This window comes from Saccharopolyspora spinosa NRRL 18395 (assembly GCF_000194155.1).
GTDB lineage: Bacteria > Actinomycetota > Actinomycetes > Mycobacteriales > Pseudonocardiaceae > Saccharopolyspora > Saccharopolyspora spinosa.
Genome location: NZ_GL877878.1, coordinates 2,496,091 through 2,512,757 on the forward strand (window position 1 = coordinate 2,496,091; position 16,667 = coordinate 2,512,757).

The 16,667-nt window shown below is 69.4% G+C and carries 14 protein-coding genes; 7 read left to right on the forward strand and 7 right to left on the reverse strand.

Going from position 1 to position 16,667, the window contains the following annotated elements:
* Positions 1–83: 83 nt before the first annotated feature.
* The 3 genes from SSPN_RS0112545 to SSPN_RS0112555 all read left to right on the forward strand — a co-directional run bounded on the left by SSPN_RS0112545 (position 84) and on the right by SSPN_RS0112555 (position 3,269).
* Positions 84–1,598 (forward strand): DUF7782 domain-containing protein, encoded by a 1,515-nt coding sequence (locus SSPN_RS0112545; protein WP_010695153.1) that lies wholly within the window; start codon positions 84–86, stop codon positions 1,596–1,598.
* The gene (dtd, locus tag SSPN_RS0112550; protein WP_010695155.1) at positions 1,595–2,020 is read left to right on the forward strand and encodes a D-aminoacyl-tRNA deacylase; all 426 of its coding nucleotides are present in this window, start codon (positions 1,595–1,597) and stop codon (positions 2,018–2,020) included. The genes SSPN_RS0112545 and dtd overlap by 4 nt, the downstream gene beginning before the upstream one ends.
* A 286-nt stretch (positions 2,021–2,306) precedes the next feature.
* Positions 2,307–3,269 carry a sigma-70 family RNA polymerase sigma factor gene (locus SSPN_RS0112555; protein ID WP_010695161.1) on the forward strand — a complete coding sequence of 321 codons (963 nt, stop codon included), beginning with the start codon at positions 2,307–2,309 and terminating at the stop codon, positions 3,267–3,269.
* A gap of 531 nt (positions 3,270–3,800) precedes the next feature.
* On the opposite strand, the gene SSPN_RS0112560 is transcribed toward SSPN_RS0112555, so the two are convergent.
* Positions 3,801–4,523, reverse strand: a complete 723-nt coding sequence (locus SSPN_RS0112560) for a tyrosine-protein phosphatase (RefSeq protein ID WP_010695163.1) — start codon at positions 4,521–4,523, stop codon at positions 3,801–3,803.
* Between the two features lie 198 nt (positions 4,524–4,721).
* Here SSPN_RS0112560 and SSPN_RS0112565 point away from each other — a divergent pair, with 198 nt between their 5' ends.
* A complete protein-coding gene (locus SSPN_RS0112565) occupies positions 4,722–6,374 on the forward strand; it encodes a fumarate hydratase (protein WP_010695165.1) in 1,653 nt (550 codons plus the stop codon).
* A gap of 96 nt (positions 6,375–6,470) precedes the next feature.
* Here the strand turns inward: SSPN_RS0112565 and SSPN_RS0112570 are convergent, their stop codons facing one another.
* Entirely contained in the window at positions 6,471–6,806 is a 336-nt protein-coding gene (locus tag SSPN_RS0112570) for a hypothetical protein (protein ID WP_010695167.1), read from the reverse strand.
* A 269-nt stretch (positions 6,807–7,075) separates the two neighbouring features.
* Between SSPN_RS0112570 and SSPN_RS0112575 the strand changes: the two genes are divergently transcribed.
* Positions 7,076–8,323, forward strand: coding sequence for a YeeE/YedE family protein (locus SSPN_RS0112575; RefSeq protein ID WP_010695169.1), 1,248 nt, complete (start codon positions 7,076–7,078; stop codon positions 8,321–8,323).
* An 86-nt stretch (positions 8,324–8,409) separates the two neighbouring features.
* Here the strand turns inward: SSPN_RS0112575 and SSPN_RS57645 are convergent, their stop codons facing one another.
* The 5 genes from SSPN_RS57645 to SSPN_RS0112600 all read right to left on the reverse strand — a co-directional run bounded on the left by SSPN_RS57645 (position 8,410) and on the right by SSPN_RS0112600 (position 14,596).
* Positions 8,410–8,589 carry a cupin domain-containing protein gene (locus SSPN_RS57645; RefSeq protein WP_063713920.1) on the reverse strand — a complete coding sequence of 60 codons (180 nt, stop codon included), beginning with the start codon at positions 8,587–8,589 and terminating at the stop codon, positions 8,410–8,412.
* Positions 8,590–8,824: 235 nt separating this feature from the next.
* Positions 8,825–9,742 (reverse strand): alpha/beta hydrolase family protein, encoded by a 918-nt coding sequence (locus tag SSPN_RS0112585; RefSeq protein WP_010695173.1) that lies wholly within the window; start codon positions 9,740–9,742, stop codon positions 8,825–8,827.
* A gap of 56 nt (positions 9,743–9,798) precedes the next feature.
* A complete protein-coding gene (locus tag SSPN_RS0112590) occupies positions 9,799–12,525 on the reverse strand; it encodes a bifunctional acetate--CoA ligase family protein/GNAT family N-acetyltransferase (protein ID WP_010695175.1) in 2,727 nt (908 codons plus the stop codon).
* Entirely contained in the window at positions 12,494–13,669 is a 1,176-nt protein-coding gene (locus SSPN_RS0112595) for an acetoin utilization protein AcuC (RefSeq protein ID WP_010695177.1), read from the reverse strand. Before SSPN_RS0112595 ends, SSPN_RS0112590 begins: the two co-directional genes overlap by 32 nt.
* 75 nt (positions 13,670–13,744) lie before the next feature.
* Positions 13,745–14,596 (reverse strand): sulfurtransferase, encoded by an 852-nt coding sequence (locus tag SSPN_RS0112600; protein ID WP_029535260.1) that lies wholly within the window; start codon positions 14,594–14,596, stop codon positions 13,745–13,747.
* A gap of 122 nt (positions 14,597–14,718) precedes the next feature.
* Here SSPN_RS0112600 and SSPN_RS0112605 point away from each other — a divergent pair, with 122 nt between their 5' ends.
* The gene (locus tag SSPN_RS0112605) at positions 14,719–15,414 is read left to right on the forward strand and encodes an iron-dependent transcriptional repressor DtxR (RefSeq protein WP_010695180.1); all 696 of its coding nucleotides are present in this window, start codon (positions 14,719–14,721) and stop codon (positions 15,412–15,414) included.
* Positions 15,411–16,589: a galactokinase gene (gene galK / locus SSPN_RS0112610; RefSeq protein WP_010695182.1), complete on the forward strand. Its 1,179-nt coding sequence runs from the start codon at positions 15,411–15,413 to the stop codon at positions 16,587–16,589. Before SSPN_RS0112605 ends, galK begins: the two co-directional genes overlap by 4 nt.
* Positions 16,590–16,667 lie beyond the last annotated feature (78 nt).

The following is a 16,667-nucleotide window of genomic DNA, read 5'->3' on the forward strand; positions in this document are numbered from 1 at the left end:
AGACGGGCGCGATCGAATTTCCCGAGCTCCGCGGGGCGGGTGCTCCCAGCCGCACGAACGGGTGGTCGTGTGAGGATCGGGGCGTGATTCCAGACCTCTCCCCTGACCGCATCGATCGACTTCGCGACGCCTTCCAGTCCGCCGGGTACGACGCCGACGGCGTCGTGGAACTCCTCGGTCCCGAGGCGCATGCCGCGCTGGGCCGCGGCGAGCCCGTTCCCGCGCTGCGCGCGACCACCGACGCTGGCGCGCTCGGCACCCTCGTGCGGTTGTTCCTGCTCGGCCAGGCCGAGTCGCCGGCCGCCGTTGAAGCCGCGCTGGCTCCGCTGCCGCTTTCCGAGGCAACGGCCGCCGGGCTGCTCGTCGACGACGGCGACGGGCTGCGCGCAGGGCTCGACGTCCGTCCGCACGGCGTCAACGACGAGTCGTGGTGGGTGGTCTCGGACCTGGACTCGGACCTGCGCGGCGGGCGTCCTGTGGAGGCCGACCACGTGCTCGGCGTTGGGCACGCGTCGCTGAGCCTGGTCCGGGCGACCTCTCGGCGGCCGGTGGGCTCCGTGCTCGACCTCGGCACGGGTTGTGGTGTGCAGGCCCTGCACGCGAGCACGCACGCACAGCGGATCACCGCGACAGACGTGTCCAAGCGGGCGTTGGCGCTGGCCGAGGCGACGTTCCGGCTCAATCGCATCGACGCCGAACTCTCCGAAGGCGAGTGGTTCGACCCGGTGCGGGGCCGCAAGTTCGACCAGGTCGTGTGCAACCCACCGTTCGTGGTCGGCCCGCCGCGCACCGACTTCACCTACCGCGACTCGGGGCTGGCCGGTGACGATGCGAGCGCGCTCGTCGTGCGCCAACTCCCCGGCTTCCTCGCCGAGAGCGGCACCGGCCAGCTGCTGGCCTCCTGGCTGCACCGGGACGGCGAGGACTGGCAGGACCGGGTATCCCGCTGGCTGCCGCCGGGCGCCGGCGTGGACGCCTGGTTCGTGCAGCGCGACGTCGCCGACCCCGCCCTCTATGTGGGCACCTGGCTGCGCGACGCCGGATACGACCTGCGCTCGCCGCAAGGCCTGCAGAAAGCCGCCGAGTGGCTGGACTGGTTCGAGGTGAACGAGGTGATCGGGATCGGCTTCGGGTTCGTCACCCTCCGCCGCACCGACGCGCGTGGCGAGGTCGTGTGCGAGGACCTCCGGCACGCCTTCGACGATCCGCTAGGCCCGGAATCGGACCAGTGGCTGCGCCGGGTCGACTGGCTGCGCGCGCACGACTCCGCCGAGGCGCTGCTGACCGCCCGCCTGGTCACCGCGGACAGCACCGTGCTGGAAGCCGTCTCCGAACCAGGTGACGAAGGCTGGCACCCGCTGGTGCACCGGCTGCACCGCACCGACGGGCCGGGCTGGCAGCACGAGATCGACGAGCTGGGCGTGCGGCTGCTCGCCGGGTGCCGAGGGGCGCTGCCACTCGGCGAACTCCTAGAACTGCTCGCGATCGGCTACGGCGAAGACTCCGAGGAACTGACCCGGGCCGCGATCCCGATGGTGCGCGAACTCGTCCGGCACGGAATGCTGCTGCCGGCGGAATGGGCGGGCGGTGAACAATGAGAGCAATCGTCACCCGGGTCACTCGCGCCTCGGTAACTGTCGACGGCGTCGTGGTCGGCAAGATCGAAGAACCCGGGCTGTTGGTGCTACTGGGCGTGACGCATTCCGACGGGCATCAGGAAGTCGTAAAAATGGCCCGTAAACTGCACGAGATCCGGGCGCTGCGCGACGAGGAGTCCTGCGCCACGACCGGGGCACCGCTGCTCGTCGTCAGCCAGTTCACGCTCTACGGCTCGACCAAGAAGGGCCGCCGCCCGTCCTGGACCGAGGCGGCCCGGCCCGAACAGGCGGAACCGCTGGTAACGGCGGTCGTGGCCGAGCTGCGCGAGCGGGGCGCGAAGGTCGCCACCGGGGTGTTCGGCGCGATGATGTCGGTGGAGAGCGCGAACGACGGGCCGTTCACCCTTTTGGTTGAGGCCTAAACGTAACGAGAGCTCTCAGCAAATCCTCAGGCTGGCGGCGCAACGGATGTGACCGCCATGACGTCTCACCAACGACAACTTCGGGAACGAATTCGGCACGCCGGTCGTTTTCCAGGTAACGCAGCTTCGACGGCCATGCCGACAGGTGACCAACGCACCGATCGGCAGCACCGGAGAAGACGTCGACGCGGGGCTCGTACAACCGAGCGTACGCGTCTTCCACACCGCGCAACGGCGCGCAGGTGTGATTCGCGCCCGCCAAGCCAGCCCGTCAGGGAGGGAGCTCATGACCGTCCCGCAGACCACCAAGCCAGACGTCGCCGTCGCCGAAGACCTGGACACCCAGGGCCCATCGGCCGACCTGGTGCGCGTCTACCTCAACGGCATCGGGCGCACCGCGCTGCTCACCGCACAGGAAGAGGTCGACCTCGCCAAGCGGATCGAGGCCGGGGTCTTCGCCAAGCACCTGCTCGAGACCAGCAAGAACCTCTCCCCTGAGCGGCGCTCCGACCTCGGCGCCGTGGTCCGCGACGGCCGCCGGGCGAAGAACCACCTCATGGAGGCGAACCTCCGCCTGGTCGTGAGCCTGGCCAAGCGCTACACCGGCCGCGGTCTGGACCTCATCCAGGAGGGCAACCTCGGCCTCATCCGCGCGGTGGAGAAGTTCGACTACACCAAGGGTTACAAGTTCTCCACGTACGCGACCTGGTGGATCCGGCAGGCCATCACCCGCGGCATGGCCGACCAGAGCCGCACCATCCGGTTGCCCGTCCACCTGGTCGAGCAGGTCAACAAGCTGGCCCGGATCAAGCGCGACCTGCACCAGAAGCTCGGCCGCGAAGCCACGGACGAAGAGCTCTCCGCAGAAGCCGGCATCCCGGTGGAGAAGATCCTCGACCTGATGGACCACTCACGTGACCCGGTCAGCCTGGACATGCCGGTCGGGGCCGAGGAGGACGCGCCGCTCGGCGACTTCATCGAGGACTCCGAATCCGCCGATGCCGAGAACGCGGTGATCTCCGGGTTCCTGCAGGACGACCTCCGCCGCGTGCTGGCCACGCTGGAAGAGCGCGAGCAGGCGGTGATCCGGATGCGCTACGGCCTCGACGACGGCCAGCCGCGCACCCTGGACCAGATCGGCAAGGCGTTCGGGCTGTCCCGCGAGCGGGTCCGGCAGATCGAGCGGGAAGTCATGGCCAAGCTGCGCCAGGGCGACCGCGCCGACCGGTTGCGCGCGTACGCGAGCTGACCACGCGTTTTGGGGCGCCGTGTGTCCGCACAAAGCGCGGACCACGGCGCGGTCAGGATGATTTTGCGGGGGCCAACCCCGCGCAGACCCCTACGGTGCGGTGGTCGCCTCGGAACGGCTCCTAACGTCCGTGAGCGTTTCCGGTCTGCTCACCGAGCAGCCCTAGTTCCGAACCTTCGAGGGTCAGGGGGCCGGAGCTTCAGATTTCCGGAACCTTCGTGGCTCGGTGGATTCGGGTTCGGCGGTCCGGACTTGGGGCCTGGCTCCTTGTCGGTTTTGGCGGGTGTCTCGGCACTTCTTCTCGTTGGTGTTGTTGGTTCGGGGAACTGGTACACCCGGATGGCTCTTTGACCTTGTCGGGTTGGGGCGGGAACATCGTTCTTCACCCCCTTTTCCGGTCGGTTTTCTTGGTCTTTTGCGGATTCCGCCGCTTACCCCGGGAGGGCGGACTCGTCATTCGGGCGGGTCCGGCCTCCCGACCTTTTCGTCCCCCTGCCACAACGCTGGTTGAAGTCGCTGGTCTCGGAGCCGTCAGTCGGTGAACTTGGTCTGCCAGCGGTCCAGTTCTTCGTTCGAGGCCCCGTGGGCTCGGAGCCAGCCCCTCGCTCCGCCTTCGTGTTCGGCGAAGGTGTTCAGGACGCTCTCGATCGCCTCCGTCGGCGTCGACAGGAGCTCGCGGACCATCTCCTCGTCCACCCCCGGCGGCAAGGCCGGCACCGCGTCCAAGCGTTGCAGAACTCGGAGCATGTTCCGGTCGGTGCGCACGTAGTCAGCCACGATCGCATCGCGGCGAACCCCCACCGCGCTCAGCAACATCGCCGAGACCACCCCCGTGCGGTCTTTGCCCGCCGCGCAGTGAATCAGCACCGGACCGTCGGCGTCCAGGACGATGCGAAACACCTCGACCAGCTTCTTCGGCGCGCCCTGGACGATCGACTGGTACAGCGCCGTCAGCTCGTGGGCGGCTTCGTCGAGTTCCACATCCCCGTTCCGTGCCTCCTCCAGCAACGGCACGCTGTGCACCGTGGCCACCGCCGCCAGCGGGTGTTCCTCGTCACCCGTCTCCACCGAATCGCGGAGGTCCACCACGACCTTCGGCGGCCACGGCGACAAGTCCACCGGATCCCGGTCGCCGGCGTGCGGAGCGTCGCTGCGGTACACCACGCCCGCCTGGGTCGCCACACCGTCGCCGGTGGGCTGCCCGCCCAGGTCACGCAGGTTTACCAGCGCGTCGAGGGGATCTGTCGTCGACAAGGCAACCTCCGTTGCTCAGGTACCGCGTCCGAGTGCGGCGACGATGCTCGGGACAGCCTCGCAGGTGCGCCGCCGCGCTGCCAGGGCCTCGTTCGGCGGGCGCTCCGTCACACCTGGGCCACCCCCGTGGACGCGCAGATCGACCGCGCGGTTTTATTGGTTATCGCGTAACCCGAACGCGCGCAAAGGAGCCGCGACGTGACCACCACGTTCGATTTCACCGAGGTGCTCCCCCTCGGCCCCGATAACACCGACTACCGCCTGGTAACCACGGACGGGATCCGAGTCGTCGAGGCGGCCGGGCGACGATTCCTCGAAGTCGAGCCGACCACGCTCACCGCCCTGGCAACCGAGGCGATCAAGGACATCCAGCACCTGCTGCGCCCATCCCATCTGGCGCAGCTGCGCGCGATCGTCGAGGACCCGGAGGCCAGCCCCAACGACCGGTTCGTGGCCACCGACCTGCTGCGCAACGCGTGCGTGTCCGCTGGGGGCGTGCTGCCGATGTGCCAGGACACCGGCACCGCCATCGTCATCGGCAAGCGCACCGAAACCGTCCTTACCGGCGGCCGCGACGAAGAGGCGCTGGCCCGGGGCGTCTTCGACGCCTACCAGGACCTCAACCTGAGGTACTCCCAGATGGCGCCGCTGAACTTCTGGGACGAGCGCAACACCGGCAGCAACCTGCCCGCGCAGATCGAGCTGTACAACAAGCCCGGCACCGACCCCGCCTACGAGTTCCTGTTCATGGCCAAGGGCGGCGGCAGCGCGAACAAGACCTTCCTTTACCAGGAGACCAAGGCGCTGCTGAACCCGGCGCGGCTCGGCCGGTTCCTGGAGGAGAAGCTGCGCTCGCTGGGTACCGCGGCCTGCCCGCCGTACCACCTGGCGATCGTCGTCGGCGGCATGTCCGCCGAGTTCAACCTCAAGGTCGCCAAGCTCGCCTCCGCCCGCTACCTCGACGAACTTCCGCAGGAGGGCTCGGCGTCCGGGCACGCCCTGCGCGACGTCGAGATGGAGCAGCAGGTGCTGGAGATGACCCGGCAGTTCGGCATCGGCGCGCAGTTCGGCGGCAAATACTTCTGCCACGACGTGCGGGTGATCCGCCTGCCACGGCACGGCGCCTCACTGCCGGTTGGTGTCGCGGTGTCCTGCTCGGCGGACCGCCAGGCCAAGGCCAAGATCACCCCGGAGGGCGTGTTCCTGGAGCAGCTCGAACGCGACCCGGCCCGCTACCTACCGGACGTGGTCGACGAGCAGCTCTCCGACGAGGTCGTCAAGATCGACCTGAACCAGCCGATGGCGGAGATCCGCGCGGAGCTGTCCAAGCTGCCGGTCAAGACCCGGGTGTCGCTGACCGGCCCGCTGGTGGTGGCGCGCGACATCGCGCACGCCAAGATCGCCGAGCGGCTGGAAGCCGGCGAGCCGATGCCCGACTACCTGCGCGACCACCCGGTGTACTACGCGGGCCCGGCCAAGACTCCGGAGGGCTACGCCTCCGGCTCGTTCGGCCCCACCACCGCCGGTCGCATGGACGCCTACGTCGAGCAGTTCCAGGCCGCGGGCGGCTCGCTGGTCATGCTCGCCAAGGGCAACCGGTCGGCGAAGGTGACCGAGTCCTGCCACACCCACGGTGGCTTCTACCTCGGTTCCATCGGCGGCCCCGCCGCGCGCCTGGCCCAGGACTGCATCCGCAAGGTCGAGGTGCTGGAGTACCCCGAACTCGGTATGGAAGCGGTGTGGCGCATCGAGGTCGAAGACTTCCCCGCGTTCGTCGTGGTCGACGACAAGGGCAACGACTTCTTCGCCAACTCCACCAAGCCGACCCTGCAGATCTCCTTCGGCCGCTGACAACGCCGGTACTCCCGCAGGAGCCCCACCTCCTGCGGGAGTACCGGTTTCAGCTCAACCGATCGGCGCGATGGGCAGGTACCGCGTGGTCACCGATCAGCGGGGAACCTTGACATCTCGTTGTTCCAGCACGACCTTTCGCGCGTCCAGCGGCGCATCAAGCTGCACCGCCACCGGCGGGTAGCGCAGATCCATAGTGCAGATTCCCGGCGGTTCCGGGGTTTCCTCGACCAGCACCACCTTCACGTGGTCTGCGGTCTGCTCGGCCAGTTCGGCGTGCACCTTGCTGCAGCCGCCTTCCTGGCCGGTCGCCACGATGACCGTGCCATCGTCCTGTGTCCATACCTTCTTCGGATATCCCTTGGGCAGCGACGAAACGTCGACCGCCGTCTCAGCGACCGGCGCGCGCTCCTGTTCCGGCTTCGGCTGCACCGGTCCGGGCGGAGCCGGGGGCTGACCGCCGAAACCCACTTCATTGGCTGGCTGTTGGGCGCAGGCTGCCAACGCTAGGAGCAGAGCCCCTGCGCCCACTGCGGTGTGTAGGCGTCTCATGCCCTAAGGACGGAAGCACCGGAGCGAGCGGTTGCGCGGAATCGGCACCGGATTGAATCCACATCTTTCCCACATTTCGGAACCATTGGTGATCGGTTCCCGGCACGTGGTTTCGTCGTCAGGATCCCTTCTTACCCCGGGAGTGAGGAATGTCCACCACCGCCACATCTGCCACATCGGCTGCCGCACCACCAGAAGCGCCGCAGGACGAGCCGCAGTGGGTTCCGCTGACCGTCGGGACGATCGCGGCAGTGGCGCTTGTGGTCGCTGCGGCTGCGGAGGTCGGCGGGAAATCCGCATTGCTGGCGGGGCTGGGCCTCGCGCTCGGGCTGACGTTGTTCCACTCCCGCTTCGGTTTCACCTCCGCCTGGCGACAACTCGTCTCAGTTGGACAGACGTCTGGTGTGCGGGCACACCTGCTGATGCTCGGCGCGACGTCGATCCTGTTCGCTCCGATCCTGGCCGGCGGCGTGACGTTCTTCGGCGCCGAGCCGGAGGGGAACGTCTCACCGATCGGGCTCGGGCTCGTCGTCGACGCGGTTCTGTTCGGCATCGGGATGCAGCTGGGGGGCGCTTGCGCATCGGGCACGCTGTTCGCGGTCGGTGGCGGTAACACCCTGCTCGTGGTCACGCTCTTCTTCTTCATCTGCGGTTCGGTGCTCGGCGCCTTGCACCTTCCAATGTGGACGTCCGATGCGATCACCCTCGGTTCGTTCTCCCTCGCGGAGGACACCGGTCTCGGCTACTTCGGCGCGCTGGTGGTGCAACTCGCCGTCCTGGGCGCGATCGGTTTCGTCGCAACGCGTTGGGCACGGCGGCACAACGCGCCTCCGGCCGGGCGACCGCCGAAATCTCGCGGGCTGTGGCGCGTGCTGCGGGGTTCGTGGCCCCTGTGGGTCGGAGCGTTGCTGCTCGCAGTACTCAACGCCGCCGTGCTGCTGACCCGCGGCAGCCCGTGGGGCATCACCTCGGCGTTCGTGCTGTGGGGTTCGAAGGCCTTGCGGGCCCTGGGTGCGGACGTGGCGAGTTGGCCGTGCTGGCAAGGGGAACGGGCGGCGTCCCTGGCCGGCCCGGTGCTGGCCGACTCCACCTCCGTGCTGAACTTCGGGATCATCGTCGGCGCACTCATGGCATCGGCTGCGTCCGGCGCCTTCGTGCTCGCCAAGCGCCTGCCCGCGAAGGTGGTGCTGGCGGCCGTGATCGGTGGTTTGCTGATGGGTTACGGCGCGCGCTTGGCCTACGGCTGCAACATCGGCGCCTACTTCTCAGGAATCGCCTCGTTCTCGTTGCACGGCTGGGCCTGGGGTCTGCTGGCTCTGGTCGGCACCTGGATCGGCCTGAAGTTGCGGCCGCTGTTCGGGCTCGGCGTCCCCAAGCCCACCGACTCCGTCTGCTGATACTGCCTGAACTGCCTTGGCGCGCCACTGCTCGCCAAGGCGTTCTGGACGGCAGTTTCCGTACTGCTTGGTCTCGGGGCGCTCGGTCAGGAGGCGTGGGCGGTTCCGTCGCACACCGGGCGCTGCATCAAGCCCCGCGGCGCCACGAAGATGCCGCCTGCGTTGAGCACGACGGATTCCCGCCCGTTCAGTTCGATGCGTAACGTGCCGTCCCAGCACAGGAAGAACTCGTCCTCGCCGTGGTAGTCCACGGGGTCCAGGGGCACTCGCCCGCGAGCTGCGCGAGGCGGACCACCGCATCGTTGACGGCCGCCAGCTCGTGCCGTTGGAAGAGCCGGGCAGGGCCGCAGCCGCCTCATTGATCGACACCGCTCGTGCGGTTTCGCAGTCGTTTCCTTTGCCATGCGGTCCATCGTCGGGGCTCGATGGAAGAACTCCCAGGACCAACTCGGCAGAATTGGCCCCCATGTGGAGCTTTTAAGCGCGGTCGGGAGCAGCGCGTCAGGCGTGGACCGAGGAATCGTGAGCGCTGGCGATCCAGTCCGAGATCCAGCGGGACAGTTCGCCGCCGTTGCGCACCCATTCGAAGTGGCCGAGGTTCTCCGCACCGGATGCGGACCGGGTGTAGTGCTTGGCGGTGCGTCGTGCTCGCCGGGCCTTCGCGGCCAGGTGGTCCACCGAGGACTGCGGTGCGAGCCCGTCGCCTGCGACGCTGACGGTCAGCAGCGGTTGGCGCAGCTCCCGCAGCGCCGCCTCGTAGTCAGTCGTCGAACCGTTCAGCCGGTAGCGGCCGGTGCGGGCCTGCCGGGCCCAGTCGTGCATCAGGTCCGTCGCCTGACGGCCACCGAAGCCGAACCGCTCGCCGGGCCAGTAGCCGAGCAGCGCCGACACCGTCGCCACCGCCTGCGTCACGAACAGCGTGCGGAACTTGTGCACCCCGGGAAAGCTCCGGAACCACACCGAACCGGAGGCCACCAGCGCCACCCCGTGTACCCGGTTGGGATGGCGCGCAGTGTGCAGCAACGCGATTTGGCCACCGAGGCTGTGCCCGAGCAGGAACCTCGGTGCCTCCGGGAGGGCCGACTCCACGAGGTCGAGCACGGCGTCCACGTCGTCGATCAGGCTCTGGTAGCCGAACCGCACGCCACGGGCGGCCCGAGGCCTGCTCTCGCCCTGACCTCGCAGGTCGAAGAGCACCACCGCCAGGCCCTGCCGGTGGAGATCGGCGATGAAAGGCCGGTAGTACCGAGCCGGCACTCCCATCGCGGGGAGCAGGACCACCAACGGGCTACCGGGATCTTCCTGCCGGACGGCACGCACCGTGATCCGGTGAGTACCAGCCGAAACGTGCCCGAGCACATAGGAGGCCCGGTCACCCGAACCGTTCTGAACGTTGTCCTTGGTGGTGTCCTGATCCACGCCGCCAGCTTAATGGAACCGGCCAGTTTCGGACAGCGCGTGGCTTCGTCGAGTGGTCAGCGAAGCCGACGCGGCCCGGCGTCCAACGCCGCGGGCGACGCCCCGAGACCCACCCTGGCACCGGCGACCACCGCACCCGTCGGCGAGGCGAGCACCGGCTGCAACGCCAGGTCGCGCACCTCCGGCAAGTCCTCGGCCAACGTCGCCACCCGCAGGACCAAGTCCTCCAGAGCGGCGAGATCCGCCGGCTCGGTGCCCCGGTACCCGGCGAGCAGCGGTGCGGTACGCGGCGCGCGCACCAGCGCGGACACGTCCACATCGGACAGCGGGAGGGCGCGGTACGCCTTGTCGCCGAGCAATTCGCTGGCCACCCCGGAAAGCCCGAACGAGACCAGCGTCCCGAAGGATGGGTCGTCCGTCAGATCGATGACGCACGAGATCCCGCGCGGTGCCATCCGCTGCACGTAAACCTCGTCTAGCCCCGAGACTTGCTGGATGTCGGCGTACGCCGCCCGCACGGCGTGGGCGTTGCTTAGATCGAGGCGGACGCCGACCAGGTCGTTGCGGTGCCGAAGTTGGTCGCTCGCCGACTTCAGCGCCACCGGATAACCCAGCTCCTCGGCTGCCGCGGCGGCTGCTTCAACCCCGCTGACCAGCCGGAACGACACAACGTGGATGCCGTAGCAGCCGAGCAGCTGCACTGCCTCGTCGTCGCTGAGCGCGGTGACTCCCGCGGCCAGCCAGCCATCGACCAGCGACCGCGCCCGGTCCTCGTCGATCTCCGGTGCTCGCACGAAGTGGCCTTGCGGCGCGGCGCGCCATTTCGCGTACCGGGTCACCCGCGCGAGCGCCAACACCGACCGCTCCGGGCTCGGGTAGGACGGCACCGATCCCTTGCCGGTCGTGCCGTCCGGGCCGGGAACGACGAGCTCGTCCGGTACGCCTTCGGCTGCCAGGAACGTGGTCACCACCGGCTTCGAACGCGCGACGCCGGCCTCCTGCAACGCCTCGCGCAAGGCGCGGGCGTACGCGGTGCCGGGAACCGCGACCGGCGGGGCGAACACCGTCACCAACGCGTCGACATCCGAACGCAAGGCGACGTCGCGCACCGCGGCGGCGAATTCCTCCGGCCCCGCCGACGCACCCACGTCGACCGGATCGCAGGCCAGCGTCAGCTGCTGCGCCTGCGCCACGTCGGCGGCGATCATGCCCAGCGCCGACGAGTTGCCCACGATCGCGACCCGGTCGCCCTGCGGCAGCGGCTGGTGCGCCAGCAGCAGCGCGGCGTCGAACATCTGGGCAACCGACTCCACTCGGATCACACCGGACTGCTCGAACAACGCCTGCACGCTGGCCTCATCGATCTGCACCGAGGTGGCCGCCAGGCCGAGGCGCACCGCGTTGCGGCCCGATTTCACCACCACGACCGGTTTGCTGCGGGTCAGCCGCCGCGCCAACCGGCCGAACTTGCGCGGGTTGCCGAAGGACTCCAGGTAGAGCAGCACGACGTCGGTGGCCGGGTCGGTCTGCCAGTACTGCAGCAGGTCGTTGCCGGACACGTCGGCGCGGTTGCCCGCCGAGACGAACGTCGACAGCCCCAGCCCCCGCTCGGTGGCGGTGGCCAGGATCGCCACCCCGAGCGCACCGGACTGGCAGAAGAAGCCGGTGCGGCCGCGGCCGGGCAGCTGCGGCGCCAGGCTCGCGTTCAACCTGAACTCCGGATCGGTGTTGACCACGCCCAGTGCGTTGGGACCGACCACCCGCATACCGTGCACGCGGGCCGCCTGCACCATCTCGCGTTCCACCTCGCGACCGTCCGGGCCGGTCTCGCTGAACCCGGAGCTGACGATGACCAGGGTTTTCACGCCCTTGGCCAGGCAGTCATCGAGCACTCCGGTCACGCTGGCGGCCGGGATCGCCACCACCGCCAGATCGACCTCGTCGGGGATGTCGAGCACCGAGGCGTAGGCGCGCACCCCTCGCACCGAGCGGTGCTCCGGGTTGACCGGGTAGACCGGGCCGGTGAAGTCGGCGGTGAGCAGGTTGGTCAGCACCGCGTGGCCGATCTTGGCGTGATCGGTGGACGCACCGATCACCGCCACCGACCGGGGCCGCAGCAGGTTGTGCACGCTGCGCGCCTCGGCGGCCTGCTCGCGGGCGCGGGCCACAGCCACCGACTCCTCGGTGGGGTCGATGTCGAACTCCAGGTGCACCACGCCCTCTTGCATGGCCCGGCTCACCTGATACCCGGCGTCGCGGAACACCCGAACCATGGTCGAGTTCTCGGCGAGCACCTCGGCCACGAAACGCCGCAGCCCGCGTTCGCGCGCTGCGGCGGCCAGGTGCTCCAGCAAGATCGATCCCAGGCCGCGCCCCTGGTGCTGGTCCTGCACCACGAACGCGACCTCGGCGGACTGGTGCTCACCGAGCCGGTCGTAGCGGCCCACCGCCACGATGTCGTCGCCGAGCAGCGCCACCAGGGCCACGCGGTCGACGTAGTCGACGCGGGTGAAGCGCTCCACGTCGCGCTGAGGCATCCGCGGGTAGGGACCGAAGTAGCGGTAGTACCTCGTCCGGTCGCTCAGCCGCCCGTGGAAGGCCACCAGCTTGTCGGCATCGGCTTCGACGATCGGCCGCAGGTGCACGGTGCCGCCGTCGGACAGCACCACGTCCGCCTCCCACCGCCGTGGGTAGTCCTGCTCCTGGCGGATTTCCTCCTGCCGCCGCACTGCTCCGTCCACTTCGGACTCCTCAGTCCCGGCTGTCGGCCGGATCCAGACCATGCAACGGAAACACCGCGTGCCGCGTGTCGCGAATCGAGGTGTCCACTGCGGACGCGGTGACCCCCGACCACGGCTGGAAGGCCGGGTCGGCCCCATCGGTCATCGAAGTCGGCAGCGGCACGTTGTCCGCCAGCCGCACCGCATGCGCGATCCAGTCCTCCGGGATGGTCGTCGCCGGGTCGACGTCCCGGTTCAACAACGTCGCCAACAGGTGCGTCCAAGCCCGAGGCACCACCCGGAACAGCGAGTAGCCGCCACCTCCGAGCGCCAGCCACTTGCCGCCCGCGCAGCTGTCCGCGAGCTCCCGCAGGTTCTGATAGGTCGCGCGCTGCCCATCGACGGTCATCGACAGGTCCGCCAGCGGATCCTCCCGGTGCGCGTCCGCACCGCACTGCGTCACCAGCACCTGCGGCCGGAACGCCTCGAGCACCGACGGCACCACCGCATGGAAGGCGCGCCGCCAGTCGGCGTCCCCCGTCCCCGGCGGCAGCGGGATGTTGACGGCAGTGCCGTCGGCCGCGCCGGAGCCCACCTCTGTGGAGAACCCGGTGCCGGGCCACAGCGTCAGCGGGTGCTGGTGCAACGAGATGGTCATGACCCGCGAGTCGTCGTAGAACGCCGCCTGCACCCCGTCCCCGTGGTGCACGTCGATGTCGAGGTAGGCGATGCGTTCCACACCCTGTTCCAGCATCCACGCGATGGCCACCGAGCAGTCGTTGTAGACGCAGAATCCCGCCGCGCGATCAGCCATCGCGTGGTGCAGCCCACCCGCGATGTTGACCGCCCGGTCGGCCTTGCCCAACACGATCTGCTCGGCCGCCCGGATCGAGGCACCCGCGATCAACGCGGACGCCTCGTGCATCCGGTCGAAGATCGGGTTGTCGTCGGTGCCCAGGCCGTGGCCGACCTCCCAACCCGCGAGCGGCGCGGAGCGCACCGCCGCCATGTACTCGGCGGTGTGCACCCGCTCCAGGTCGGCATCGGTGGCCGGCTCCGGCTTGATCATCTCGACGCCTTCGAGGACCCCGAGCGAACGGGCCAACCGCATGGTCAGCTCCAGCCGGATCGGATGCAGCGGGTGGTGTCCACCCAGGTCGTAGCCGAGCACGGACTCGTCCCACACGACCGCGCACTGAGAACCCATGCCCCGGACGCTACCTGCACTGTGTTGCCGAACACAGCGGCCCGGATCACCCGCCCGTCCAGGCGGTTTGATCTTTCATCCGGCCTCCGATCCGGTCGCGGCCGGTCTGGCCGGATCCGCGGACCAGTTCGACCACGAACCCGCGTACAGCACTGCCGGTCGCCCGGGATCGGAAACGCCCGCGTGTTCCAGCGCGAGCAGGACCGAGCAGGCAGTCACGCCCGACCCGCAGTACGCCCCGACCAGACCCTCGGTATCGACCCCGAGGTCCGCGAAATGCTTCGCCAGCTCCTCCGGTGAACGCCACCGACCGGACTGCCCCGTGTGCGCGGCGAACGGCGCGTTCCGCGCGCCCGGGATGTGACCGGCGCGCGGATCAACCGGCTCGACGTCGCCCCGGTAGCGTTCCGGCGCGCGAGCATCCAGCAGGGTGCCCTCCTGGGCGAGCCGGGCCGCAGCGTCCGCGTCCACCACCGGCATCGAGCCCGGACGGACTCGGAAACTGCCCTCTGCGGGGTGCGGCACGTCCGTGGTGGTGGTCCGCCCCTCCTCCCCCCAGGCCGCGTAGCCGCCGTCGAGCACCGCCACCGACTCGTGCCCGGCCCAGCGCAGCAGCCACCAAGCACGGGCCGCAACCGAACCGTTGTCCGCGTCGTAGACGACCACCGGCCGGTCGCCGTCGACACCTGCCCGGCGCAACGCCGTCTCCAGGTCGCCCGGATCGGGCAGCGGATGACGGCCCGCCGGACCCGGTTCGGCGGCCAGTTCGGTGTCCAGATCGACGAAAACCGCACCCGGCAGATGGCCCGCGTCGTAGGACTCCCGCCCCGGCGGCCCCTGCAGCGACCACCGGACATCAAGGAGGGTCGGGGGCGACTCCCGGTGCAACTCGACCATGAGATCATCGGTACTGATCAAAGGATGCATGACGGCCCTTTCGTAGCCCGGCGACGAGGTCTGTCGGAAATCCTGGAAGTCAACTCCCCGACCACTGACCGTTGTCGCCCGGTGCGACTAGCATCGTGGTTGGGACTGAATGGGGAGCCGACGTGAACGATCTCATCGATACCACTGAGATGTACCTCCGCACCATCTACGACCTCGAAGAAGAGGGCGTGGTTCCGCTCCGGGCCCGAATCGCCGAACGGTTGGAGCAGAGCGGCCCCACGGTGAGCCAGACGGTCGCCCGCATGGAACGCGACGGGTTACTGACCGTCGCCGAGGACCGGCACCTCGAGCTCACCAAGGCCGGTCGCGCCCGCGCGATCAGCGTGATGCGCAAGCACCGCCTCGCCGAACGGCTTCTCGTCGACGTGATCGGCCTCGAATGGGAGCACGTCCACAATGAAGCGTGCCGCTGGGAGCACGTTATGAGCGAAGCCGTCGAGCGCAAGCTCGTCAAGCTGCTCGGTGGTCCCACGACCTCGCCCTACGGCAACCCGATCCCGGGTCTCGACGAGCTCGGCGTCGACCAGATCCAGGCGCCGGCCGACGGCGACCTGCAACGGGTCGACGAGATTGCCCGCAACGGCGGGGGGCGCGCCGTCATCCGCCGCATCGCTGAGCACGTCCAGCTCGACCCCGACCTGATGACCGAGTTGAAGGAAGTCGGCGTCGTGCCGGGCAACGAGGTCGAGATCTTGTCCGTGGTCGGGCCGAACAAGCCTATCGAGGTCCGCGGCGAGAACGGCAGCACCGAGCTGCCGGTCAGCATCGCGCACGCGGTCATGGTGCGCGCCAAGTGAACCCGGCGGACCGCGCGGCGGCGTTGTTCGCCGACGAGCACGGCGGCGCGCCGAGCGCGGTCTGGTCCGCCCCTGGCCGGGTGAACCTGATTGGGGAACACACCGACTACAACGACGGGTTCGTGCTCCCCTTCGCCCTGCCGCATCGCACGGCCGTCGCGGTCCGTCCCCGTCCCGACCGGCTCCTGTCCGTCGCCACCCTCGGCAGCGACGGCCGGCTGCACCGCGCATCCGCCGTAGCTATCGACGAGCTGCGGCCCGGCAATCCAACCGGTTGGGTCGCCTACCCGGCCGGTGTCGCGTGGGCCCTGCGCGATGCCGGGTTCCCGCTCGAAGGCGCCGAACTGGTCGTCGTCGGCGAAGTGCCGACCGGCGCCGGCCTGTCGTCCTCCCACGCCCTGGAATGCGCGGTGGCGCTGGCACTGCTCGACACCGCGCACCAAGCGCCGGGCGAGCCAAACGCGCCGAGCCTGAGCGACATCGCGCGCCTGGTACAGCGGGCGGAGAACGACTTCGCCGGGGCGCCGACCGGCTTGCTCGACCAGACCGCGTCGCTGGCCTGCACCGCGGAGCACGCGCTGTTCTTCGACGTCCGGTCCGGCGACTCCGAGCAGATCCCGTTCGACCCCCGCGGTGTGGGACTGGAGCTTTTGGTGATCGACACCCGCGTGAAGCACTCGCACGGCGAGTCCGGTTACGGACAGCGGCGGCAGGGCTGCGAGCGCGCGGCGGAGCTGCTGGAGCTCAAAGCACTTCGCGACGTGGCCATCGGCGATCTCGCGGCGACCCTGCCGAAGCTTCCGGAAGAACTCCGGCCACTTTTGCGGCACGTGGTCACCGAGAACGACCGTGTGCTGACCACTGTGGACGAACTCCGCGCCGGGCGGTACGCCGAGATTGGCCCGTTGCTGAACGCTTCGCACGCCAGCCTCCGCGACGACTACCGGGTTTCCAGCCCCGAACTGGACCTCGCGGTGGACAGCGCGCTGGCAGCCGGCGCACTGGGCGCCCGGATGATCGGCGGCGGCTTCGGGGGCTCCGCGATCGCCCTCGTGCCGGTCGACGACCGGCCCGGAATCGAGGGCGCCATCCGGAACGCATTCGACCGTCGGCACCTCGCGGCACCTCGTTCCTTCACAGCGGTACCCTCCGCGGGTGCGGGGCGGGATCGGTGACCACCGGGTCACCGAACACCGGGCACCCGCTGCCGACGGGCGGTTGACGACCCCCGAAGAAGATCTCCCACGGAAGGC

Coding starts and splice junctions, on each gene's coding strand:
- dtd (WP_010695155.1), top strand. CDS start 1,595: ATGAGAGCAATCGTCACCCGGGTCACTCGCGCCTCGGTAACTGTCGAC.
- SSPN_RS0112555 (WP_010695161.1), top strand. CDS start 2,307: ATGACCGTCCCGCAGACCACCAAGCCAGACGTCGCCGTCGCCGAAGAC.
- SSPN_RS0112575 (WP_010695169.1), top strand. CDS start 7,076: ATGTCCACCACCGCCACATCTGCCACATCGGCTGCCGCACCACCAGAA.
- SSPN_RS0112590 (WP_010695175.1), bottom strand. CDS start 12,525: ATGGTCTGGATCCGGCCGACAGCCGGGACTGAGGAGTCCGAAGTGGAC.
- SSPN_RS0112595 (WP_010695177.1), bottom strand. CDS start 13,669: ATGGGTTCTCAGTGCGCGGTCGTGTGGGACGAGTCCGTGCTCGGCTAC.
- SSPN_RS0112600 (WP_029535260.1), bottom strand. CDS start 14,596: ATGCATCCTTTGATCAGTACCGATGATCTCATGGTCGAGTTGCACCGG.